This window comes from Nocardia sp. NPDC004722 (genome assembly GCF_053601505.1).
In genome coordinates, this window is record NZ_JBSGBY010000070.1 from 1 (window position 1) to 20747 (window position 20747).

Annotated in this window: 24 protein-coding genes; 9 read left to right on the forward strand and 15 right to left on the reverse strand. The window is 68.6% G+C overall.

The features are described from left to right. A partial coding sequence (locus ACWELQ_RS10235; RefSeq protein ID WP_452396708.1) for a PfkB family carbohydrate kinase occupies positions 1-566 on the reverse strand: 566 nt, incomplete at its 3' end. Beyond that, a complete protein-coding gene (locus tag ACWELQ_RS10240; RefSeq protein ID WP_452396709.1) occupies positions 559-1638 on the reverse strand; it encodes a LacI family DNA-binding transcriptional regulator in 1080 nt (359 codons plus the stop codon). The genes ACWELQ_RS10235 and ACWELQ_RS10240, both read right to left, overlap by 8 nt. A 178-nt stretch (positions 1639-1816) precedes the next feature. Here ACWELQ_RS10240 and ACWELQ_RS10245 point away from each other — a divergent pair, with 178 nt between their 5' ends. Together ACWELQ_RS10245 and ACWELQ_RS10250 are read left to right on the forward strand one after the other, a co-directional pair. Further along, positions 1817-2659, forward strand: a complete 843-nt coding sequence (locus ACWELQ_RS10245) for an endo alpha-1,4 polygalactosaminidase (protein ID WP_452396710.1) — start codon at positions 1817-1819, stop codon at positions 2657-2659. Positions 2660-2815: 156 nt separating this feature from the next. Beyond that, positions 2816-3082: a hypothetical protein gene (locus ACWELQ_RS10250; RefSeq protein ID WP_452396711.1), complete on the forward strand. Its 267-nt coding sequence runs from the start codon at positions 2816-2818 to the stop codon at positions 3080-3082. Positions 3083-3085: 3 nt separating this feature from the next. Here the strand turns inward: ACWELQ_RS10250 and ACWELQ_RS10255 are convergent, their stop codons facing one another. Continuing rightward, positions 3086-4360: a DUF1003 domain-containing protein gene (locus ACWELQ_RS10255; RefSeq protein WP_452396712.1), complete on the reverse strand. Its 1275-nt coding sequence runs from the start codon at positions 4358-4360 to the stop codon at positions 3086-3088. Between the two features lie 217 nt (positions 4361-4577). Here ACWELQ_RS10255 and ACWELQ_RS10260 point away from each other — a divergent pair, with 217 nt between their 5' ends. Together ACWELQ_RS10260 and ACWELQ_RS10265 are read left to right on the forward strand one after the other, a co-directional pair. Further along, the gene (locus tag ACWELQ_RS10260; RefSeq protein WP_452396713.1) at positions 4578-5792 is read left to right on the forward strand and encodes a cytochrome P450; all 1215 of its coding nucleotides are present in this window, start codon (positions 4578-4580) and stop codon (positions 5790-5792) included. 584 nt (positions 5793-6376) lie between these two features. Continuing rightward, entirely contained in the window at positions 6377-7531 is a 1155-nt protein-coding gene (locus ACWELQ_RS10265) for a cytochrome P450 (RefSeq protein ID WP_452396714.1), read from the forward strand. A 16-nt stretch (positions 7532-7547) separates the two neighbouring features. On the opposite strand, the gene ACWELQ_RS10270 is transcribed toward ACWELQ_RS10265, so the two are convergent. The 5 genes from ACWELQ_RS10270 to ACWELQ_RS10290 form a co-directional block, all read right to left on the reverse strand. Further along, positions 7548-8318, reverse strand: a complete 771-nt coding sequence (locus ACWELQ_RS10270) for an SDR family NAD(P)-dependent oxidoreductase (RefSeq protein ID WP_452396731.1) — start codon at positions 8316-8318, stop codon at positions 7548-7550. 57 nt (positions 8319-8375) lie between these two features. Next, positions 8376-9725, reverse strand: a complete 1350-nt coding sequence (locus tag ACWELQ_RS10275) for a cytochrome P450 (protein WP_452396715.1) — start codon at positions 9723-9725, stop codon at positions 8376-8378. A 91-nt stretch (positions 9726-9816) separates the two neighbouring features. Further along, positions 9817-10017, reverse strand: coding sequence for a ferredoxin (locus ACWELQ_RS10280; protein WP_452396716.1), 201 nt, complete (start codon positions 10015-10017; stop codon positions 9817-9819). A 115-nt stretch (positions 10018-10132) separates the two neighbouring features. Beyond that, complete coding sequence (locus ACWELQ_RS10285) at positions 10133-10453, reverse strand: DMT family transporter (RefSeq protein ID WP_452396717.1); 321 nt, start codon at positions 10451-10453, stop codon at positions 10133-10135. Between the two features lie 38 nt (positions 10454-10491). Further along, positions 10492-10857: a DMT family transporter gene (locus ACWELQ_RS10290; protein ID WP_452396718.1), complete on the reverse strand. Its 366-nt coding sequence runs from the start codon at positions 10855-10857 to the stop codon at positions 10492-10494. 137 nt (positions 10858-10994) lie between these two features. Between ACWELQ_RS10290 and ACWELQ_RS10295 the strand changes: the two genes are divergently transcribed. Then, the gene (locus ACWELQ_RS10295; RefSeq protein WP_452396719.1) at positions 10995-11444 is read left to right on the forward strand and encodes a MarR family winged helix-turn-helix transcriptional regulator; all 450 of its coding nucleotides are present in this window, start codon (positions 10995-10997) and stop codon (positions 11442-11444) included. Between the two features lie 16 nt (positions 11445-11460). Here the strand turns inward: ACWELQ_RS10295 and ACWELQ_RS10300 are convergent, their stop codons facing one another. Together ACWELQ_RS10300 and ACWELQ_RS10305 are read right to left on the reverse strand one after the other, a co-directional pair. Further along, the gene (locus ACWELQ_RS10300; protein ID WP_452396720.1) at positions 11461-12021 is read right to left on the reverse strand and encodes an adenylate kinase; all 561 of its coding nucleotides are present in this window, start codon (positions 12019-12021) and stop codon (positions 11461-11463) included. Positions 12022-12061: 40 nt separating this feature from the next. After that, positions 12062-12946: an alpha/beta fold hydrolase gene (locus ACWELQ_RS10305; protein ID WP_452396721.1), complete on the reverse strand. Its 885-nt coding sequence runs from the start codon at positions 12944-12946 to the stop codon at positions 12062-12064. 413 nt (positions 12947-13359) lie between these two features. Here ACWELQ_RS10305 and ACWELQ_RS10310 point away from each other — a divergent pair, with 413 nt between their 5' ends. Further along, on the forward strand, positions 13360-13869 hold the full coding sequence (locus ACWELQ_RS10310) for a hypothetical protein (protein ID WP_452396722.1): 510 nt from the start codon (positions 13360-13362) through the stop codon (positions 13867-13869). On the opposite strand, the gene cbiE is transcribed toward ACWELQ_RS10310, so the two are convergent. Then, a complete protein-coding gene (cbiE, locus tag ACWELQ_RS10315; RefSeq protein WP_452396723.1) occupies positions 13866-15137 on the reverse strand; it encodes a precorrin-6y C5,15-methyltransferase (decarboxylating) subunit CbiE in 1272 nt (423 codons plus the stop codon). The two genes, ACWELQ_RS10310 and cbiE, sit on opposite strands and share 4 nt — an antisense overlap. Further along, positions 15134-15895, reverse strand: coding sequence for an SDR family NAD(P)-dependent oxidoreductase (locus tag ACWELQ_RS10320; protein WP_452396724.1), 762 nt, complete (start codon positions 15893-15895; stop codon positions 15134-15136). Before ACWELQ_RS10320 ends, cbiE begins: the two co-directional genes overlap by 4 nt. 67 nt (positions 15896-15962) lie before the next feature. Between ACWELQ_RS10320 and ACWELQ_RS10325 the strand changes: the two genes are divergently transcribed. Beyond that, positions 15963-16391 (forward strand): PPOX class F420-dependent oxidoreductase, encoded by a 429-nt coding sequence (locus ACWELQ_RS10325; protein WP_452396725.1) that lies wholly within the window; start codon positions 15963-15965, stop codon positions 16389-16391. A 101-nt stretch (positions 16392-16492) separates the two neighbouring features. Next, positions 16493-17650 (forward strand): serine hydrolase domain-containing protein, encoded by a 1158-nt coding sequence (locus tag ACWELQ_RS10330; RefSeq protein ID WP_452396726.1) that lies wholly within the window; start codon positions 16493-16495, stop codon positions 17648-17650. Between the two features lie 25 nt (positions 17651-17675). Here ACWELQ_RS10330 and ACWELQ_RS10335 read toward each other — a convergent pair whose 3' ends face one another. Beyond that, entirely contained in the window at positions 17676-18806 is a 1131-nt protein-coding gene (locus ACWELQ_RS10335; protein WP_452396727.1) for a M24 family metallopeptidase, read from the reverse strand. Between the two features lie 67 nt (positions 18807-18873). Here ACWELQ_RS10335 and ACWELQ_RS10340 point away from each other — a divergent pair, with 67 nt between their 5' ends. Next, positions 18874-19839 carry a 5'-3' exonuclease gene (locus ACWELQ_RS10340; protein ID WP_452396728.1) on the forward strand — a complete coding sequence of 322 codons (966 nt, stop codon included), beginning with the start codon at positions 18874-18876 and terminating at the stop codon, positions 19837-19839. Here the strand turns inward: ACWELQ_RS10340 and ACWELQ_RS10345 are convergent, their stop codons facing one another. Next, on the reverse strand, positions 19840-20247 hold the full coding sequence (locus ACWELQ_RS10345; RefSeq protein ID WP_452396729.1) for a hypothetical protein: 408 nt from the start codon (positions 20245-20247) through the stop codon (positions 19840-19842). Positions 20248-20400: 153 nt separating this feature from the next. Further along, positions 20401-20747: DUF4333 domain-containing protein (locus tag ACWELQ_RS10350; RefSeq protein ID WP_452396730.1), on the reverse strand; the 347-nt coding region annotated here is incomplete at its 5' end.

A 20747-nucleotide genomic window follows, 5' to 3' on the forward strand; every position in this document is an offset into this window, starting at 1 on the left:
CGACGAGCAGCAGACACCGACCGGTTGGGCAATTCACGCAGTTCGGTCCCCCGCTGCCGAGGCAACGGCGCGGCATTGAGCACCACGAGCACGCCCGCCGAGCGGGCCAGCCGGGCGGCGGCGAGCGCGGTCGCGAGCGGCACTTCCAGTTGCAGCAGCAGCACATCCGCCGATCCGATGCGCGCGGCATGCCGGTCGAGGTCGGCCGGCCGCAGGGTGCCGTTCGCCCCGGGCGCGAGCGTGATCATGTTCTCGCCGTGTTCATCGACGATCACCAGCGCGCAGCCGGTGGCCGTGGCGACGCTGTCCAGCCCCGAATCGTCGACCCCGGCGGTGCGCAGCGATCGGCGCAGGGCCGCGCCGAACTCGTCGCCGCCGACGCGGCCGATCAAGGTGGTTCGCGCGCCCAGCCTGCGGGCCGCGACGGCCTGATTGGCGCCTTTGCCGCCCGCACCACGTTCGAGGGCCGCGCCGGAGACGGTTTCCCCGGGCCTGGGCAGACCCGAAACCCGCACGGTCAGATCCATATTCGCACTGCCGACCACGACGACATCCGGCTCACGCATCGCGATCCTCAACGGCACCTCGGTCCTCAACGGCAGGGCGGTCCTGGATGGTCGAATCGCCGCCGAGCGGGTCGGGGCAACCGCACGATCCGCGCGCGACCAGCGTGGTCTCGTGCACGATGCGGCTGGGCGCCAATTCCCGATCGGCGATCTTGGCCAGCAGCCATTCCACCGCCGAACGCCCCAGGCTCTCGAAGGGCTGGCGCATCGTGGTGAGCGCGGGCACCGTGTAGGCGCTGCCCTCGATACCGTCGAAGGCGCAGATCGCGAGATCCTCCGGAATGCGCAGCCCGACCTCGGCGGCGGCGCGCAGCACGCCGAGCGCCTGCTCGTCACTCGTGACGAACAGCGCCTCCGGGCGATCCGGGCCCAGCAGCAGCGCGCGGCCCGTGCGATACCCTTCGGCCCGGCCGAACGCGGTGTGCACCACCATCTCCTCCGCCGGGATCCGCCCCGCCTCGGTGAGCGCGCGCCGCCATCCCGCCACCCGGTCCACGGTCGGATGGATGCCGTCCAGGCCCGCGATGCAGCCGATCCGGGTAAGCCCGTGCGAGAGTAGATGTTTGGTGGCCTGATACGCGCCGCCCTCGTTGTCGACGAGCACATGCGTGGCGCCGGGCAGTTCGAGTTCGCGGTCGAGAATCAACCGCGGCACCGTCGTCCCCGACAGTTCGGCGATCCAGCTGCTGGCCCCGTGCGCGGGGGCCACGATCAACCCGTCCACCTGCCGGTCGATCAGGGTGCGAATGTAGGTCGACTCGCGGGCGTCGTCGTCCATGGCATTGCCGAGCAGCAGCGAGTACCCGGCCTCGAACGCGACATCCTCGACGGCCCTGGCCAGTTCGGCGAAGAAGGGGTTCGAGTTGTCCGGAACCACCAGCCCCAGCGTCATCGTCCGGGAGGTCTTCAACGACCGCGCCACCGCATTGGGCCGGTATCCGAGTTCCTCGATGGCCGCGAGAATCCGGGCCCGGGTCGCGGGCGCCACTCCCCTCGGCCCATCGTTGAGCACATAGCTCACCATGGCCTCTGACGTGCCCGCCAGCTGCGCCACATCGCGCCGCGTCACCATTCTGGAATCCAATCAACTCGTGTTGATTGGAGAGTATGCAGTGGCTCACAGCCGGTAGGCAATAGCTATTCGAAGCTTTTTTTCTGTCCCCCAACACAATTGCCACGCGATAGCTGGAGGAGGCTCGGTCGCCGCGCACCTCATCGTTCGCTCATACAGGGGCGAACAGACTGTGCGAGTGAACGATCAGCACCCCACGAAGACTCGGCGGTCCGCGCGCTCGCTGTTGCCGGCGGTTGCCGCGGCGTTGATCGCCGCTGGATGTTCGACGTCACCGACGCCCCTCGGGCCGCCGGGCTTCCCGGCGGGCGGTGCGGTCGACTATCAACTGGGTGGGCCGTACCCGCCGCCGGCGGGTACGGCGATCGTCACCCGCGACAGTACGGCGACACCCGCCGCGGGCCTTTACAACATCTGTTACGTCAACGGCTTCCAGACTCAGCCCGGAGAACGGGAAGCGTGGTTGCGCGACCGCCCCGACCTCATCCTGTCCGATGGTGAGGGTCGTCCGCTCGTCGACGAGAATTGGCCCGACGAACTGATTCTCGACACCTCCACGTCGGTGAAGCGCGCCCGCCTCGCCGATATTCTCACCGCGGTCATCACCACCTGCGCCCGGAAGGGTTTCACCGCGGTGGAATTCGACAACCTCGATTCCTACACCCGGTCGCACGGCGCGCTCACCGCCGCCGACAATATTCGGCTGGCGAGCGCCCTCGCGAAGTCTGCGCACGCCGCCGGTCTGTCTGTCGGGCAGAAGAATTCGGCCGAGCTCGGCGAAACAGGCAGGCGGCAGGCCGGTTTCGATTTCGTCGTCGCCGAGGAATGCCTGCGTTTCCAGGAATGCGACAGCTACACAGCGGTTTACGGGCGATTCGTCATCGACATCGAGTACACCGACAACCTGCCCACGTCCCTCGACGCCGTCTGCGCCCGGCCGGATCGCGTGGCCTCCACGGTCATTCGAGACCGCAAGCTGGTGCAGCCCGGCTCCGCGGGCTACTTCCACCGGGCGTGTTGACGAACGCCCCAGAGTATTTCCATCTCCAAATACCGAATGGTCCCCCAGTCATCGCGGAATCGGTCCCTTCTCACCGGGTTTCACCACTCGCGAAATAGCTCCGCGCGTACACTTTCGCGCGGAGTTCACAGTTCCGAGAGCAAGGCGATTTTGCACATGGCGAGTCTCGATTGGACCAGCGACGTCACCACGGGCCCCGCGGGGATCGGCACCGAAGAAGCGGGAATCCTGTCCGGCGAGGTGACAATTCGGACATTTTGGTCCGATGCGGATAAAAGCGCGCTGGTCACCGTGCGGCACCAGGATGTCGGCGAGTGGTACACCATGTCCGGCGGCCCGGTCACCGCGGCGTCCGAGAGCGCGGCCGCGGCGGTCCACCAGGCCGCCGTGGCGCACGCCTCGCGCGACAGCGACGCCGGGTAGGTCTCACGCCCCGCGCAGGACCTGAAAACCCGCGCGGGTCACCATGACCGGGATGTGGCGGGCCGCCTGCAAGTGCCGGACCCGCGCGGCGTCCGGCAGTTCGTCCCACGGCAACGGCGTAGCGTCATCACAGGACCCCGGTGAATCCGCCTGCCGGGCGGCGATCTTGTCCGCCATCCACCGGTCGTATTCCAGTCGGGCCAGCGACCGCACCTCCGCGTCGTCGAACGCCAGGTCCGCGACCGGATCGAACACCGGCACCATGAAACAGCCGATGGCGGCGAGGTTCTCGCCGATGCGGCGGGCCTGGACCCGATGCTTCTCCCGGGCCTGGTGGGGCAGCTCGTCCCAGTCGCGCAGCCGGTCGGCGTCGGCGGGAGCGGAGCCGGTGGTCATGGCCTCGTGCACGCGGACCTGATGGGCCACCCGCTCACTGGTGTCGTGCATGGCCTGGGCCAGCTGCTCGGTGACCTGTCCGGTGACATAGCCGGTGAGGCTGTCGAGGACCCGATCCTGCGCGGTCAGGCGCACTTTCATCCGCAGGCATTCGTGCAGCACCGCCTGGGCGTCGAGGAAGGTCTGCTCGGAGCGGCGGTCACCGGCGCGGCCCAGCACATCCTGGCCGACCATGATCACGATCATGAACACCAGCTGCGCCAGCGAGGACAGGAACGACATGAACAAGAACGGGTACGGGTCGAAATGCTGAATCCCGGCCACCGCCAGCAGAATCCAGGCCACCTGGGTGGCGGCGGCCAGATAGAACGCCCACACGCTGCCCAGCCGGGTGGTCAGCCAGGCCGCGATCCGGTCGTTGAGACTGACCGCCTGGTCGGCCGCCTGCGGCGGGTGCTGCACCCGGTGCTGCTCGATCCACGGATGCGGACTGGTCTCGAGCAGACTCAGACCGCGGCTCAGCACCCGATCCTGCCGGTCCAGATGCGCTTGCAGGTCGGCCACCTGACGGAAGATCGCCTCGGTGTTCTCGTAGGTCTGCACCGACCGCCGGTCGGCCGCCGCACTCAGCACCCGCTGCCCGACCAGGATGGTCAGGCACAGCACCAATTGCGCGACATTGTTCAGAAACAGCAGGAACGGAAACGGATACGGGTCGAACCGATGCAGCGGACCCCACCACGTGCCCAACGCCATGTATCCGGTGAACGCCACCAGCACCAGGTAGAGCGCGGGCATCGACCCCACCGAGCGGGTCACCGCCGCGGCGACCGCGTCGTTCACGCCGACGCGTTCGTCGGCCAGTGTCACCGGAGTTCGCACGGTTACCCACCGTACGCAAGCGGGCAGGCGACGGCAGGACCCCGCGCCGGAGCGGGCGGGCGCGCCGCCCGGCAAGCGCGTGAATTTGCCTCGCGCACTGTGTATCTCGCCTCGCAGAAGCGGCCCGGCGATCCTGTGTAGTGTCTGCGAGCATGGAGCCTGTTCGGTTCGGTCACAGCCGGCGCCACAACCCCGTTCCGTCCCTGGAGTCCCGTCGTTGACAACGTCACCACCGTCCCCGCCCGGCAATCAGTCAGCCATCACCAGCGATCCGATCCCGCTCTACGTTCCCGAGTTCGCCGCCGACCCGCACGCCTGCTACGCCGAGATGCGTCGGCGGTTCGGATCGCTGGCACCGGTGGAGCTTTCACCCGGCATTCCCGCGACCCTGGTCATCGGATATCGCGCGGCGGTGCAGATCAACAATGATCCCGAACGCTTCCCCGCGGATCCGCGCAACTGGGAGAAGGACATTCCGGCCGACTGTCCCATCCTGCCGATGCTGCGGTACCGGCCCAACGCCCTGCGCAGCGCGGGCCGCGAGCACGCGCGCTACCGCAAGGCCAGTGTCGACAGCATCGACGCGATCAACCTGTATCAGGTGGACGCCACCATCGAGGAGATCGCCACCGCGCAGATCAACACCTTCTGCTTCGACGGTGAAGCGGATCTGATCAGCCAGTACGCTTTTCCGATCACCTTCGCCTACCTCAACTACATGGTCGGCAGCCCGGACGATATCGGTCATCGGATCGCGGGGGGCACGACGATGATGATCGAGGACAACTCGGCCGTGGAGGGCAATGCGCTGTTCGTGTCCGCGCTCGGCGAACTGGTCGCCCTCAAGCAGCGGGTGCCCGGCGACGACGTCACCACCCACTTGGTCACGCACGCCGCGAATCTCAGCGACGAGGAACTCGTTCATCAACTGGGCATGATCTACTGCGCGGGCATCGAACCGCTGACCAACCTGATCGCGAATACGCTGCTGCTCATGCTCACCGACGAGCGCTACTCCGGCGCCGCCGCGCTGACCACCCGGGATGCCTTGAACGAGTTGCTGTTCACCGATCCCCCGCTGGCGAACTTCGGCATCACCTATCCGTCGCGGCCGACGATGGTCGACAAGGTGTGGCTGCCCGCCGACCAGCCGGTCGTCACCAGCATGGCGGCCTGCAACAACGATCCGGCCATGGTCGGCCGCTATACCGGTAACAACCCGCACCTGGCCTGGGGCACCGGCCCGCACGCCTGCCCGGCGCAGGATGTCGCGTACTCGGTCGCGCAGAACGCCATCGATCAGCTCTTCGACCTGCTGCCGGAGCTGCGGCTGGGCTGCCCGGCCGAGCAACTCACCTGGCGGCCGGGGCCTTTCCACCGGTCGCTGGCGAATCTGCCGGTGGCCTTCCCGCCTGCGCTGTCCCCCTTCTGAGGGCCGCGCCGCCACCACGTGAAGGGAGCCACAGTGTTGCGGTGTCAAGAACGGGACACGAAACATCGTGTGACACACTCGTCTTGAATTTGCGCCGTGCGACTTCCACAGCGAGTGAACAGCTCTCGACACACTGCGGCCGATTGGGCCCACCACCTGGACTAATGATCAGCAACCGCTGCCGCGCATCGACGTGGCCCGTATAGGCACTCGTATCGGTCACACCCCGACACTCGGCTGCGCGCCACGATGACTGCGCGTATCGTGCTCTCGAGATTGAAACCTGTTACTGCGGAGCATGTTTGACATGCCACCCGCGAACGGGTGTTGCTAGGCTCTGCACGCCCGGACCGACAGGATCGCCGCAGCCCGACCTCGCTGCGGATCCCGTCCGCCCGGATGCCGGGAGCGGACAGTGTGGTCGCATCCCGGCAGCAACGAAGATCTTTTGCGTCACGGCTCCAGCTGCTTGGAAGGCCCTCCGGTGCCAATCACGGATAGCTCGAAAAGTGCTGGTTTCGAGAGTTTCTCACTGCTCACGTTCCACCGGCTCATCGGAGTTGCAGGTTGAAGTTGTTCGCGTCGTGAAACTTCACACACCGGAGTTCGCCGCCGACCCGCGTCGCGCATTCGACGAGCTACGCCGCCTACACGGCCCAGTGGCGCCGGTCGAACTGGCCGACGGCGTCCCCGCGATGCTGGTGCTCGGATACCGGGAAGCCCTGCGGATCCTCGCCGACCCCGATCACTTTCCGGCCGACCCGCACGCCTGGCAGCACACCGTCGGAGAACAGTGTCCGGTGCTGCCGTTGATGGAATGGGGGCCCAGCGGCTCCCACACCACCCACCGCGCCGCCTACGTGGCCGCCATGGCGAGCATCGACCAGTACCGGCTGCGCGGCGCGGTCGAAGCCGCCGCGATACCGCTGATCAACAGCTTCTGCGAGACGGGGCAGGCCGATCTGCTGGCCCAGTTCGCCCGGCCGCTCACCCTGAAGGTGCTCGACGAGCTGATCGGCCTGCCCGCGCCGCTGGCCGTGAAAGCCGGTGCCGCGCTGGCGGATCTGACCGAGACCGCCGACGCCGACACCTCCGACCTGGCCGATCGGCGCTTCCAGGCGGTGCTGGCCGAGGCCGTCGCGGCCGCCCGCACGCACCCCGGACGGCACGTCATCTCCGCGCTCATCGACCATCCGGCGAACTTCGAGGACGCGGTGATCGTGGAGCAGGTGGCCAAGCTCTACGCCATGGGCGCGGAACCGACCTGGAACCTCATCGTCAACGCCCTGGTGCTGATGGCCTCGGACAACTACTTCCACGAGGGCCTGCTCACCGGCTCGCTGCAATTGCGCGACGCGATCGACGAGGTGCTCTTCAGCGATCCGCCGATGGCCACCGGCTGCCCCCGCTTCCCGCAGCATCCGCAGGTCATCGCCAATGGCTGGCTACCTGCCGACCAGCCGGTCCTGATCGCCATCACCGCGTGCAACAACGATCCCGCGGTCGGCGGCGACCGCACCGGCAACCGCTCGCACCTCGCGTGGGGCATCGGCGCGCACGCCTGCCCGGCTCAGTCGGTCGCCGCGATCATCGTCCGCGAAGCGCTCGAACAGCTGCTCGACGCGCTCCCCGACATCAAGCTGTCGGTCCCCCTGAACGAATTGGCCTGGCAGCCCAGCGCTTTCCACCGCGCCCCGGTCGCGGTCCCGGTGACGTTCCCCATCTCCCCGCCGCTGTGACGCGGCGCGGGTGGTTTCAGGCGGTATAGCCGCCGTCGATGTCGAGGGCCTGACCGGAGATGAAACCGGCACGGTCGGAGGCGAGGAACGCGACGGCTTCGGCGATATCGGTCGCGGTGCCGAAGCGGCGCAAAGGGATATTGCGACGCGCCACGTCCAGAGCGTTCTCATCGAGTTCGCCGGAGGTGATCAGGCGATCTGCCATGCCGTCGGTGAGCATGCCCGGACCTACGCAGTTGACGCGGACTCCGAAGCGGCCCTCCTCGACAGCGAGCGCGCGAGCCACCGCTTCGACGGCACCCTTCGTTCCGCTGGACAGACCGTCGCGTACCGGGAAGCGCCGGGTGGCCGCGGTGGTCACCGCGACCACGGCACCGCGCGAGCGGCGCAGCAACGGCAGGGTCGCGTGCATGAGGTTGAAGAACGCCGCGGCGTCGGCGTTCAACTGGTCGCGGTACTGCTGCGGTGACACGGTGCTGAGGTGGACCATCGGCACGTGCGGCCCGGCGGCGTAGACGACGGTGTGCAGACCGCCGAAGCGCTGCTCGAACCCGGCGACGGCCTCGGCGACCGCGTCGGCGTCGGTGAGATCCACCGCCCGGGACTCGCACGAACGCCCCTGCTGGACAACCTCTTTCGTCAGCGCCTCGGCCGCGTCCCGGTTCGCGCGATAGGTGAAGCCGATCTCGCTGCCCCGCTCCGCCAGCAGGCGCACGATCGCGGCGCCGATTCCACCGCTGCCGCCCGCGACCAGTGCGGCGCCGTCCCGTTTCCGGAAGTCATCGATCACAGCATCTCCCAACCAAACCAAGCAATTGCTTGGTAATGGTACCCGCGGGCGGATTCACCGGCGTCGGCGGTAGCGCACGCGGCAGGGCTGCTGCAACTGCACGACCATCTTGGAGTGATCGTTGCGATAGGTCTCCGACGGCTGCGCGAGCTCGAACTCCCAGTCCCGCAACAGAATCGAGAAAATCGCCTTGAGCTGCATGAGCGCGAACGCCGCGCCCACACAGCGATGCCGACCGGCCCCGAACGGGATCCACGTCCAGCGATTGGTCAGATCCTCCTGGCGCGGATCCAGGTAGCGGCCCGGATCGAAGGCATCCGGGTCCGGGAAGTCCTCGGGCAGGCGATTGGACACCGCCGGGGTCGCGGCCACCATGTCGCCGGGCTCGATCCGATGCCCGCACACCTCGAACTCGTCGCGGGCGATGCGCATGAGGATGATCAACGGCGGATGCAGTCGCAGCGCCTCCTTCAGCACGGCCTCGAGCCGAGGAATCTGCCGCAGCGCGTGATGACTGACTTCCGCACCGTCGGAATACAATTCGTCGAGTTCGGCGACCACCGAGGCCAGCACCTCCGGGTGCCGCAGCAATTCGATGATCGACCAGGCCGCGGTGCCCGAGGTGGTGTGATGCCCGGCGAACATCATCGAGATGAAGATGCCGGTGATCTCACTCGCCGAGAACCTCGGCACCCCGTGCTCGTCCTTGATCGAGATCAGCACATCGAGCATGTCGCGTTCATCCTTGCCCGACGGCGGATTCGCCTCGCGCCCATCCATGATCGACTGCACCAGCTCGACGAGCTGCACCCGCGCCTCGTCGCGACGGCGGAAACTCTCGATCGGCGCGTACGGGTCGACATAGGCCAGCGCGTCGGTGCCCTGCTCGAGCTCGTGATACAGATGCGCGAAGCGACCGTCCAGCTCATCGCGGAACTTCCGCCCGATCAGGCAGGCCGACGAGGTGTAAATGGTCAGCTCCGCGAAGAATTCGAGCAGATCGATCTCGCCGGAGTCCGACCACCCGGCCAGCATCCGATCGACCTCGTGCGCGATGGTCGCGGCGTGCCCGCGCATGTGGTCGGCGCGCAGCGCCTGATTGTGCAGCATCTCCTTGCGCCGCTCGGGCGGGGCGTCGAACACCACGCCCTCACCGAAGATCGGCTTCATGAACGGGTACGCCGCCGCCTGATCGAGCTCCTCGTCGGCGGCCCGGAAGAAGAACTCGTTGGCCTCGGAGCCGGTCAGCAGAATGACATTGCGGCCGGCCAGTTCGAAGGAACCGACATCCCCACACTCCGCGCGCACCCGCCGCATGAGCGCGATCGGATCGGTCCGGAACTCCTCGAGATGCCCGTGCTCGACCGCTCCCCCGGACACCCGCTGCGGCTTGACCAGCGCCATTGAAAGATCCTCTCCGCACTGCGTCCAGACGTTCATGGACACGTGTCCGGACATTACTGCGGATCGGAGTCCGGGACAAGGGTCGTGGGAGTCAAACCTCGCCGTCGGAGACCGAAAGCGCCTGCGTCGGGCAGTACTTCACGGCCGCCAGCACCTCGGCGCGGGCCTGCGGGCCCGGTTCCGGATCGAGGATCTCGACCTGGCCGCGCTTGGGGACGCTGAACACCTCGGGCGCTTCCGCCTGACACACCGCGTGCCCCTGGCACAGATCCCGATCGACCTGAATCCTCATGCGGCACACACCTTTGGAGACACATAGCTGGACATATGTCTGGACGTTATCACCGACACCAAACCAGCGCCACCGCCGGACTTTTCGTCCGGCGGCGGCTTTCCGGGATCCGGTCTCAGGCTCCCGCGGCCAGGCGCAGCACCAGGGCTCCGGCGATGATCGAACCGAAGGCCAGCACCTTGGGCAGGGTGATCTTCTCTTTGTAGATCAGCGCGCCCAGCACGACGGTGCCGATCGAGCCGATCCCGGTCCAGATGGTGTATCCGACACCGACATCCAGCGTGCGCAGCGCCAGGCTCAGGGTGAAGATGCCGCCCGCGGCGGCGAGCAGGGTGAAGACCGACGGCCACAGGCGAGTGAAACCCTGCGTGGCATTGGTGCCCAGCGCGAAGGCGATCTCGAAGACGATGGCGATCAGCAGGTAGACCCAGGACATGACAGAACTCCTCGAAAACTGTTCGGATGCGGCGGATATCAGGCGTTGGACGCGGCGGGTTCGGCAACCGGGGCGGGCGCGGCGGCGAGTTTGTCGGCGATCTTGAGCCCGAGCACTCCCCCGATGATCAGGACGAAGGCCAGCGCCTTGGCGGGCGTCATCGCCTCGTGGAACACCAGCGACCCGAAGATCACGGTGCCGACCGAGCCGATGCCGGTCCAGACCGTGTATCCGACACCGACATCCAGCGATTTCAGCGCCAGGCTGAGGAAGAAGATGCCGCCCGACGCCGCGGCGGCGGTCAATAGCGAGGGGCCCAGCACGGTGAAGCCGTGGGTGGCGTTGGTCGCCAGGGCGAAGACGATCTCGAAGACGGACGCGATGAGCAGGTAGACCCAGGCCATGGGTATCAGTCCCTCAGTAGTTGTATGTATGTGCAAGTACTTCTTACGAGCAAAAGCATGCATGTACAAGTAAGCTTGTGTCAAGGCCGTTCGCGCAGACCGTGCGGCAGCCCGCCCGGGTCGAGGAGTGATCAGATATGTCATCGCAGGTCGAAGCCACGAACGTCAGCGCCGACGCCACCGCGTGGAATCGCATGCTGCTCGTGCACGCCCACGTCGAGAACCGGCTCTCGACCGCGCTGCAGCGCCGCCACGGGCTCGGGCTCTCGGAGTATCGGGCGCTGAGCTTCCTCGATCAGGCCGACAACGACGAACTGCGCATGCAGGAACTTGCCGACAAGCTCGGGCTCAATCAGAGCTCGGTCACCCGGCTCGTCGGGCGGCTCAATGCCGCCGAGTTCACCTATCGCGATCTGTGCCCGGACGACAAGCGCGGGGTGTACACGGTGATCACCGGCGCGGGGCGCACGCGCTATCAGCAGGCGCGCGCCACCTACGACGAGACGCTCACCGCCGCGCTCGACGAGATCGCGGCCACCGATCCGGCCATCGCCGCGGTGTTGACAACGCTGCGCGAAACCGCCTGAGCCACAGCCGTTTCGGCTACTCCTGCACCGCCGCCAGGATTCGCCCGAAGATCACGTCCACCGCGCCGGAGCCGTCGACCGTGGTGACGAGGCCGCGTTCGCGGTACCGCGCGATGATGGGCGGAATGTTGGTGCGGTACAACGCCAATCGCGACCGCACCACCTCCGGATCGTCGTCGGGGCGCTGTTCGACGGCGAAGCGCGCGGCACAGCGTTCGAGGATCACCTCGTCGGCGACCGCCAGCTCGATCACGTGATCGATCGTGCGTTCGGTGGCGAGCAGGACGTCCAGGGCCTCGGCCTGGGCGAGCGTGCGCGGATACCCGTCGAGCAGGAAGCCGCGGGCGGTATCGGGCTCGGCGAGCCGCGCATCGAGCATCTTCAGCACGAGTTCGTCGGGCACCAGGGCGCCCGCGGCCAGCAACGGTTCGGCCTCGCGGCCCAGCGGCGTTCCGGCCGCGACCGCGGCCCGCAGCATCTCGCCCGTGGAGATGTGCGCGATGCCCAGTTCCTTCTTCAACAGCTCGGCCTGGGTGCCCTTGCCGGAGCCGTTGGGTCCTACGATCACCAAACGCATTGCGACGCCTCCCATTCCGTCGAGCTTCGAGGGTAGCGGGTCAGGCTCCGAGGGTGCCGAGCGAGGACAGGATGTCCGCGGCGCGGTCGACGAACAGCAGATGGCCCGCGCCCGCCACGATGTGCGTGCGGCTGTGCGGCAGGGCCGCCGCGAGGCTGCGGGCGTCGTCGGCGGGCACGTTGCCGTCGGCATCGCCGTGCCAGATCTGCACGGGCGCGCTCACCTCGGCGAGGCTGAAACCCCAGTCACGGGTGAACACCAGCCGGATATCGGTGGCGAAGCCGCGGCTGCCCTGCTCGAAACTGCTGCGCAGGTTGGCCTCCAGTTTCGCGGTCAGCTCCGCGTCACCCTCGACCCGGACGCGGTCGACGGCCGCCATCTGCGCGACCAGCCCGGCCACGCCCTTGTGGCGGCGGATCACCATCGACATCTCGACGGCCATCGGATGCACCAGGAACGGCACCCGGCGCAGCACGTTCAATCCACGCCGGCGCTTGCGGGCCACGGGATCCAGGTCCGCCGCGTCGGATTGCACCTCCACCGGGGCGGGCGCGGACACCAGCGCGACACCCGACACCCGGTCCGGCAGGCCCGCGGCGATGGCCAGCGCGTACGGGCCGCCGCCACTGACCCCGATGACGCCGAAGCGGTCCAGGTCCAGCCGATCGGCCAGCGCGGCGACCGTGGTCACCCAGTCGGCCACCCGCTCCCCCGCCGGTAGCGAGGATTGCGCCATCCCCGGCCGGTCCACGGCGATGATCCGCACCCCGGCGGCCGTCCCGGCTTCGTCGAAAGCCTCTCCCTCCAAATGGGTTCCGGGAACGCCGTGGCAGTACAGCACCGGCATTCCGTCCTGCGCACCGTGCTCGGCGTAACTCACCCGGCAGTGCGGCAAAGCAATCGTTCGCGACGCGGCAGCACTCACGTGGGTCAGCCTAGGCGAAACCGGCCGCCGACAGGTCAACCAGCCGTGTTCCAGACCCGTTCGCGTCGCCCCGGCCGTGTCGGCGAGGCGAGCGATCTCCCGGCAACGTCGAATGCGAGCCGCTGACCAGCATCGTTGCCGGAGTCCACGAATCTCTGGAGTATCGAAGGAGATCGGCTCCGGCCGATCGAGAAGTGTTGGGGCAAGGTGGCCGACGACGCCTGTGTGGCGAAACTCAATGGGCCGCCATGTGTGTCGCGCTTGCGCCACCGTCGTGGGCGGGCACACAGTGACAGGGGTCGCTCCGCCCGGTAGCGAATACGCGGCAACCGTCGCGGGAAAGGGCAGACCTCACGGTTCGCTGCGTGCCCGGCACCGATCCCGTTGGATTTCGCACGAAAGGATCGAAGGCGATGACAGACCTGATGATCGACCCGGCCGCCGCCCGCACCCAGTTCGCGCGCGACGCCGTTCCCGCCCCGGCACCCCGGCAGTACACGGGCCCGGCCGCGGTGTGGCAGGAGGCGAAGACCGTGCTCGTGACCAGAGCCGTCGGACCGCGCCAACTCGTCACCGTGCCCCGGCTGGTCGTTCCGATCGGCGAGAACGGGCTGGCCTTCCGCACCTCGTCCTACTCCGCGGAGGCCGAACAGCTCGCCCAGGACGGCCGGGTGCTGGTGCAGACCGGTGACTGGCGGGGCAATCCGGCGGTGGGTTCGCGGCAGTTGCAGGGCCAGGCGCGCCTGATCAGCGAGGGCACCTTCGTGCCCCGCGTGCAGGCCGAACTCGAGGCCAAATACCGCTGGCGCACCTCGCTGGCGCGCATGGCGCATCGGCTGGCCAACGGCTCGGCGCCCTACGGCAATCTGATCGTGCTGGTCACCGTGTTCGAACCCGGACCGCTCGCACTGCCGCCGATCTAGCGCCGTGGCGAATCAGCCTGCGCCGCTACCGGTTTCACCACCGACCACTGAGCGACCGGCAGGTGTGGCCGCCAGGCGGTGAAGCCGCCCAGCGGCTCGGCGCGATAGATCTGCGCGCGCCGCAACGCGCCGCCGTGCCGCTCGGCGAGGCGCAACAGCAACGCCTCGGATTCCGCCGTCACCGCGGCGGCCACCAATCGGCCGCCGGGGCGCAGGCGGTCCCAGCAGGCCTCGAACATGCCGTCCTGGGTGAGCCCGCCGCCGAGGAAGATCGCATCCGGCGTCGCCGTTTCCGCGAACGCCTCCGGGGCCGCGCCGTGTACCTGGACCCCAGGCACGCCGAGCGCCGCCGCGTTGGCGGCAATCTGCTTGCGGCGGCTGTCCATCCGTTCGAAGGTGACCGCGCGGCACGACGGATGGGTGCGGCACCATTCGATGGCGATGGTGCCCGAACCGCCGCCGACATCCCACAGCAGTTCGCCGGGGGCGGGGGCGAGCGCCGACAGGGTCAGCGCGCGCACCTCGGCCTTGGTCAATTGGCCGTCGCCGCCGTATATCTCGTCGGGCAGTCCGGGAATGCGGGTCAGGCGCGGCGCGGCCGGATCGGCGACGCAATCGACGGCGACGATATTGAGGGGATCGCCGAGCAGGCGATCCCACCCTGCCGCCGTGCCGTCGACGATCCGCTCGCCGACGCCGCCCAGCTGCTCCAGCACGGTAACGCCGGAATCGCCGAAACCATTGCGCACCAGCAGATCCACCACCTGCGCCGGGGTGTGCTCGTCGGAGCTGAGCACCAGCACCCGGCGGCCGTCGGACAACTCCGGCAGCAGCGTCTCCACTGGCCGCCCCACGGCACTCACCACCGGCGTCTCGTTGAGCGCCCAGCCCAGGCGCGCGCAGGCCAGCGACACCGACGACACCTGCGGGAACACGCGCAACGACGGCGCGCCCAGCAGTTTCGTCAATGTCACGCCGATACCGAAGAACATCGGGTCACCGCTGGCCAGCACCGCCACCCGCTGCCCGGCGTAGCGGCGCAGCAGTCCCGGTAGCGCGGGGATCAGCGGCGAGGGCCACGCCACCCGTTCGCCGTGCGCCTCCGAGGTCGGGATCAACGCCAATTGCCGTGCCGAACCGAGCAATACCGCGCACGCCGCAATCTCTCGTCGCGCCGGGGCGCCCAGGCCGTCCCAGCCGTCCGCGCCGAGGCCGACGACCGCCAGCGGCCGGTGCGGATCGAAGCCGGGGCCCGGGTCCACGGTCATCGGCGCGCCCGCCGCCACAGCGCGTACGGCGTGAAGCGCATAGCGGTGAACAGCAGCCGGATCCGGCGCGGCACATCCACATTCCGGGCCCGCCGGTACAACCCCGACACCACCGCGTCGGCGACCGAGTCCGGGGTGCTGGACATGATCGCGGGCTTCATGCCCGCCGTCATCCGCCCGATCACGAAGCCCGACCGCACCATCAGCAGGTGAACTCCGGTGCCGGACAAGGCCATCTGCAACCCGGAGGCGAAACCGTCCAGGCCCGCCTTGGCCGACCCGTACACATAGTTGGCGCGGCGCACCCGCACGCCCGCGATGGAACTGAACACCACGATCTGGCCGTCGCCCTGCTCCCGCAACAGGTTCGCGAGGCTGGTGAGCACGCTCACCTGCGCGACGAAATCGGTGGTCACGATCTCCACCGCGTGTGCCGGATCCTGTTCGGCGCGCGCCTGATCGCCCAGAATCCCGAACGCCACCACCGCGACCCCGATGCGGCCGTGGTCGGCGATCACCTTCTCCAGCAGCGCCTGGTGTCCGTCCATGTCGTCGGCGTCGAACTCCACGCAGTGCACCGCCGCCGCCTCGGCGATCAATAGCTCCTTGGCCTGCTCCTGTAGCTGATCGCTGCGGCGCGCCGCCAGAATCACCTCGCGGCCGGGCGAGAGCCGCCGCGCCACTTCCAACCCGATCTCACTGCGCCCACCCAGCACGAGCACGACGCCCTTGTCGACGTCCCGCGATCCGAAACCCATGGCCCACAGTGTGCCACCCGGCCCCCGCCTACCGGCACGCCCGATCGGCGATTGCTAGCGTCGAAGCATGACCAGCACCGCCGCCCGCCCCGAACTGTCCCCCGCCGCCGCCGACTTCGTCACCGAACGGCACCTCGCCACCCTCACCACCCTGCGCGCCGACGGCACCCCGCACGTGGTCGCCGTCGGCTTCACCTGGGATGCCGAGGCCGGGATCGCCCGGATCATCACCAACGACGGTTCCGTCAAGGTCAACAATGTGCGGCGCTCCGGCTACGCGGCGGTCAGCCAGGTCGAGGGCCCGCGTTGGATCACCCTCGAGGGCCCGGCCACCGTCCTGGACGAGCCCGACGCCGTCGCCGACGCCGTCGACCGCTACGCCGCCCGCTACCGCCAGCCCCGGGTCAACCCGACCCGCGTCGTCATCGCCATCGAGGTCCGACGTGTCCTCGCCAGCAGCGTCTTCAAGACCGAAGCCCCCGCCACCGATCACTGACCTACCGGTCGAGCGCCGGTCCGTGGGTCGGCGTCGGACCGATGATTTTGCGGTACCTGGAACGTCACTTCTCCCGAGTGCAGACGAGGGAAGGTTGAGCCATGTCCACGCTTCGAGAAATGTTGCAGGCGCACGTAGATGACGGCGGCGTGCCAGGTGCCGTGGGGTTGGTGGCCCGTGGCGAGCGGGTGGAGTTGGCCGCGGTCGGGCTGGCGCATGCGGGTGGCACGGTGCCGATGGCCGCGGATTCGGTGTTCCGGTGGGCGTCGATCACCAAACCCGTTACGGCCGCGGCGGTGCTGATGCTCATCGAGGACGGGGTGCTGGGGCTGCACGATCCGATCGCGCCGTGGCTGCCGGAACTCGCGCATCCGATGGTGGTGCGCAGCCCGGGCGCGCCGATCGACGAGGTGGTGCCCGCACACCGACCGATCACCGTGTTCGATCTGCTCAGTTCGCAGGCCGGGTACGGCTGGGCATCGGATTTCGAACTGCCCGCCATCCAGGCGCTGTTCCCCGTGCAGCGCGACGGCCGTGAGGTCCAAAGCTATCCGGCCATGAACGAGTGGCTGGCCGAACTCGCCGCGGTGCCGATGGTGGCGCAGCCGGGTACCGCGTGGCTCTACGACACCTGCTCGGCGCTGCAGGGCGCGCTGATCGTGCGCGCGTCCGGGCACAGCCTGCCCGATTTCCTGGCCGAGCGGGTCTTCGAGCCACTCGGCATGTCCGACACCGGTTTCACCGTGCCCGAGGCCGCACGCGACCGCTTCACCAGCTACTACCGGCGCACCGAGACCGGCCTCGAACTCGCCGACGCCCCGGACGGGCAGTGGGCCACCCTGCCCGCCTTCCCGCTCGGCAACGGCGGCCTGGCGGGCACGGCGGGCGACTGGCTGCGCTTCGCCCGCCTGCTGCTCGCCGACGGCGCCGCCCCGGACGGGCGAAAACTGCTGTGCGCCAACTCCGTCCGACTCATGACCACCGACCACACCACCCCCGCGCTGCGCGCGCACGGCGATCTGTTCCTGGAAGGCCAGGGCTGGGGCTTCGGTGCCGCGGTGGATATCGCGCGGCGCGACCCGTGGAACATCCTCGGCCGCTACGGCTGGGTCGGCGGCACGGGCACCTCCGCGCACCTGGTGCCCTCGACCGGTACCGTCGCCATTCTGCTCACCCAGGTCGGCGCGGACAGCCCGATCCCGGACTCGACCCTGCGCGACTTCTGGCGCTACACCGCGGAATTCGACGCGACCGCCTGACGGCCGCGTCGCTCCCATCCGTGGTTCAGCCCAGGCGCGTGAGCCCGTGCGGGCGGGTGTTCATCGACTCGCAGCCGTCCTCGGTGACCACCACGATGTCCTCGATGCGGGCGCCCCAGTTCCCCGGGAAGTAGATGCCCGGCTCGATGCTGAACGCCATACCCGGCTGCAACACCAGATCATTGCCGGACACGACGTAGGGCTCCTCGTGCACCGACAGCCCGATGCCGTGACCGGTGCGATGCACGAAATAGTCGCCCAGCCCGGCGGCGGTCAGCACGTCGCGGGCGGCGGCGTCGATGGATTCGGCGGTGACGCCGGGCTTGACCGCGGCGACCGCGGCAGCCTGCGCCCGCTCGAGTTCCGCGAACTGAGCCGCCACCTCCTCGTCGGGTTCGCCCAGGACATAGGTGCGGGTGGAGTCGGAGAAGTAGCCGGGCTCAACGGGGCCGCCGATGTCGATGACCACCACATCACCGGCCTCGATCACCCGCTCCGACACCAGGTGGTGCGGGTCCGCGCCGTGCGGGCCGCTGCCCACGATCACGAAATCGGCCTCGAGGTGGCCCTCCTCGACGATGGCGGCCGCGATATCCGCGCCCACCTCGGCCTCGGTGCGGCCGGGACGCAGGAACTCACCCATGCGGGCGTGCACCCGGTCGATGGCCGCGCCCGCGCGCCGCAGCGCCTCGATCTCGCTGGGGTCCTTCACCATTCGCAGTTCCCGCAGCAGCGGGGTCGCCGAAACCGGCAGGGAGCCGAACTGATCCGCGATCGGCAGCAGGTGCAGCGCGGGCATCACATCGGTGACCGCCACGCGCGCACCGGCATTGAGCACCCCGCGCACGAGGCGGTACGGGTCCACCCCGTCCACCCAGTCCACGATCGCCAACCCGAGCTCCCCGGCCGCCGACGCCCGCAACGAGGCCAGCTCCATCTTCGGGATCACCACCGACGGCGTCTCCCCGCTCGCCGGGATCACCAGGCAGGTCAGCCGCTCGAACGACTGCGCCCGCGATCCGAGTAAGAACTGCAGGTCAGGTCCCGGAGTAATGAGCAGCGCATCCAGGTGGGCATTGCGCGTCAACTCCGCCGCGCGCTCCAACCGCGCCCCGTAGACCTCCGCCGCGAACCGTGACTCGTCATGAGAGCTCATGCCACCCGACGTTACCCTCCGCCGGGATGCGCCAAGGTGTCGGTCGGGGCCGGTAGGGTCGGGCGCTATGAGCAATCCTGCCGCCGGTCCGCTGTTGCTGCTGGATGGGGCGAGTCTGTGGTTCCGGGCGTTCTATGCGATCCCGGAGAAGATCACCGCGCCCGACGGGCAACCGGTGAATGCGCTGCGCGGATTCACCGATATGGTTGCGGCCCTGGTCAAGCAGCATGCGCCGAGCCGGTTGGTGGTGTGCCTGGATCTGGATTGGCGGCCACAGTTCCGGGTGGACCTGCTGCCCTCCTACAAGGCGCACCGAGTCGCCGAGAGCGGTGCGGTGGTCGACGGGGTGGAGGCCGAGGAGGTGCCGGACACGTTGACGCCGCAGGTCGATCTGATCACGCAGGTCCTCGAGGCGGCCGGGATCGCGACCGCCGGGGCCGAGGGGCTCGAGGCCGACGATGTCATCGGGACGCTGGCCACCCGGGAGGCCGACGACGAGGTGATCGTGGTCAGCGGCGACCGCGACCTGCTGCAACTGGTGCGCGATACCCCGGCTCCCCCGGTTCGCGTCTTCTACGTGGGCCGCGGCCTGTCCAAGGCCGAGCTGTGGGGTCCCGCCGAGGTGTCGGCGAAATACGGTGTGCCGGTGGAGAATGCGGGCCCGGCGTACGCCGACATGGCGACGCTGCGCGGGGACGCCTCCGACGGCCTGCCCGGCGTCGCGGGCATCGGCGACAAGTCCGCCGCCCAGCTCATCTCCAAGTTCGGTTCGGTGGAGGCGCTGCGCGCCGCGGCGGCCGATCCGGATTCCGATCTGGCCAAGGGTGTGCGCGCGAAACTCGTTGCCGCCGACGACTATCTGAAGGCCGCCGCCCCGGTGGTCCGGGTGGTGCAGGACGCCGAGGTCGAATACTCGCGCGCGGATCTGCTCCCCTCGGTCCCCGCGGACCCGGACCGGCTGGCGGCGCTGGCCCTCGCCTACAACGCCGAGAGCCCGGTCAAACGGCTCATCACCGCGATGGCCAAGCGCTGATCAATGCTGTAGCGGTCCGACCGGCCAGGTTTCGGGTTTACCGGCCGGATCGGTGATGGCGGCCTCGGTGAAATAGCCGTCCCGCAGCGCGCGCAACGTGATGTGCGTGCTCACGGTGGCCAGATGCCCGGCGGCGCAACTGGGTTCGCAGACCCGCCGATACTCGGTGCCGTCGCCCTCGGCGGTGTCGGGTCCCCAACTGCTCCAGGTGATATCGCGGACGCTGAGGCCGCCGTCCCCGCAGGCCAGCACCATGCTGTCGGGCTGGACCTCGGTGCGGCCGTTGATGCAGTCGTTGACCACCGGCGAGGTTCCCTCGGCACCGGCGAACGGTGCGGACGCCAGGGCCGCGCTCGCCACCGCGAGCACGGTCGCGCCCCAGCCCACGGTACGGACAGTCACGTTCATGACACTCCCCGATCACGATCAGCCCCGACGATTTCCGCCCACTGTACTCGCCCGCGCCATCCAGCCAACCCCCAGCAAAGGCAAGGGCCCGGCCGCGATCATCCAATCGCGGCCGGGCCCAACGCTTTTGCCCGAAATCGTGTCCCCGGGAAACTAGCTGGGGCGGCCGACCTCGTAGGTGCCGTCATCCTTGGTGATCTTGATGGTGACCTTCTTGTTCTCGCCACCCACCTTGAGGGTGCAGTCGAAGGTCTTGTCCACCTGCACCTTCTGCCCCGACGGGCAGCTCACGTTCTGCACGTCGTCGATGCCGTAGGAGTCCTTGAGCACCTTCTGCACGCCGGACTGCACCGCGCTGTTGTCGAGCTGGTCCTTGCTCAACAGCCAGGTCAGACCCGCGCCGGCGCCACCGAGGATCACCAGCGCGCCGATCACGAGGCCGATGATCAAGCCGGTCTTCTTTTTCTTGACCGGGGTCAGCTGCGGCTGGTTCCACTGCT

Excerpts from the sequence above, each read along its gene's own strand:
- ACWELQ_RS10240 (WP_452396709.1), bottom strand. The coding sequence starts at position 1,638 with ATGGTGACGCGGCGCGATGTGGCGCAGCTGGCGGGCACGTCAGAGGCC.
- ACWELQ_RS10250 (WP_452396711.1), top strand. The coding sequence starts at position 2,816 with ATGGCGAGTCTCGATTGGACCAGCGACGTCACCACGGGCCCCGCGGGG.
- ACWELQ_RS10275 (WP_452396715.1), bottom strand. The coding sequence starts at position 9,725 with ATGGCGCTGGTCAAGCCGCAGCGGGTGTCCGGGGGAGCGGTCGAGCAC.
- ACWELQ_RS10280 (WP_452396716.1), bottom strand. The coding sequence starts at position 10,017 with ATGAGGATTCAGGTCGATCGGGATCTGTGCCAGGGGCACGCGGTGTGT.
- ACWELQ_RS10285 (WP_452396717.1), bottom strand. The coding sequence starts at position 10,453 with ATGTCCTGGGTCTACCTGCTGATCGCCATCGTCTTCGAGATCGCCTTC.
- ACWELQ_RS10290 (WP_452396718.1), bottom strand. The coding sequence starts at position 10,857 with ATGGCCTGGGTCTACCTGCTCATCGCGTCCGTCTTCGAGATCGTCTTC.
- ACWELQ_RS10295 (WP_452396719.1), top strand. The coding sequence starts at position 10,995 with ATGTCATCGCAGGTCGAAGCCACGAACGTCAGCGCCGACGCCACCGCG.
- ACWELQ_RS10300 (WP_452396720.1), bottom strand. The coding sequence starts at position 12,021 with ATGCGTTTGGTGATCGTAGGACCCAACGGCTCCGGCAAGGGCACCCAG.
- ACWELQ_RS10310 (WP_452396722.1), top strand. The coding sequence starts at position 13,360 with ATGACAGACCTGATGATCGACCCGGCCGCCGCCCGCACCCAGTTCGCG.
- cbiE (WP_452396723.1), bottom strand. The coding sequence starts at position 15,137 with ATGACCGTGGACCCGGGCCCCGGCTTCGATCCGCACCGGCCGCTGGCG.
- ACWELQ_RS10320 (WP_452396724.1), bottom strand. The coding sequence starts at position 15,895 with ATGGGTTTCGGATCGCGGGACGTCGACAAGGGCGTCGTGCTCGTGCTG.
- ACWELQ_RS10325 (WP_452396725.1), top strand. The coding sequence starts at position 15,963 with ATGACCAGCACCGCCGCCCGCCCCGAACTGTCCCCCGCCGCCGCCGAC.
- ACWELQ_RS10330 (WP_452396726.1), top strand. The coding sequence starts at position 16,493 with ATGTCCACGCTTCGAGAAATGTTGCAGGCGCACGTAGATGACGGCGGC.
- ACWELQ_RS10335 (WP_452396727.1), bottom strand. The coding sequence starts at position 18,806 with ATGAGCTCTCATGACGAGTCACGGTTCGCGGCGGAGGTCTACGGGGCG.
- ACWELQ_RS10340 (WP_452396728.1), top strand. The coding sequence starts at position 18,874 with ATGAGCAATCCTGCCGCCGGTCCGCTGTTGCTGCTGGATGGGGCGAGT.
- ACWELQ_RS10345 (WP_452396729.1), bottom strand. The coding sequence starts at position 20,247 with ATGAACGTGACTGTCCGTACCGTGGGCTGGGGCGCGACCGTGCTCGCG.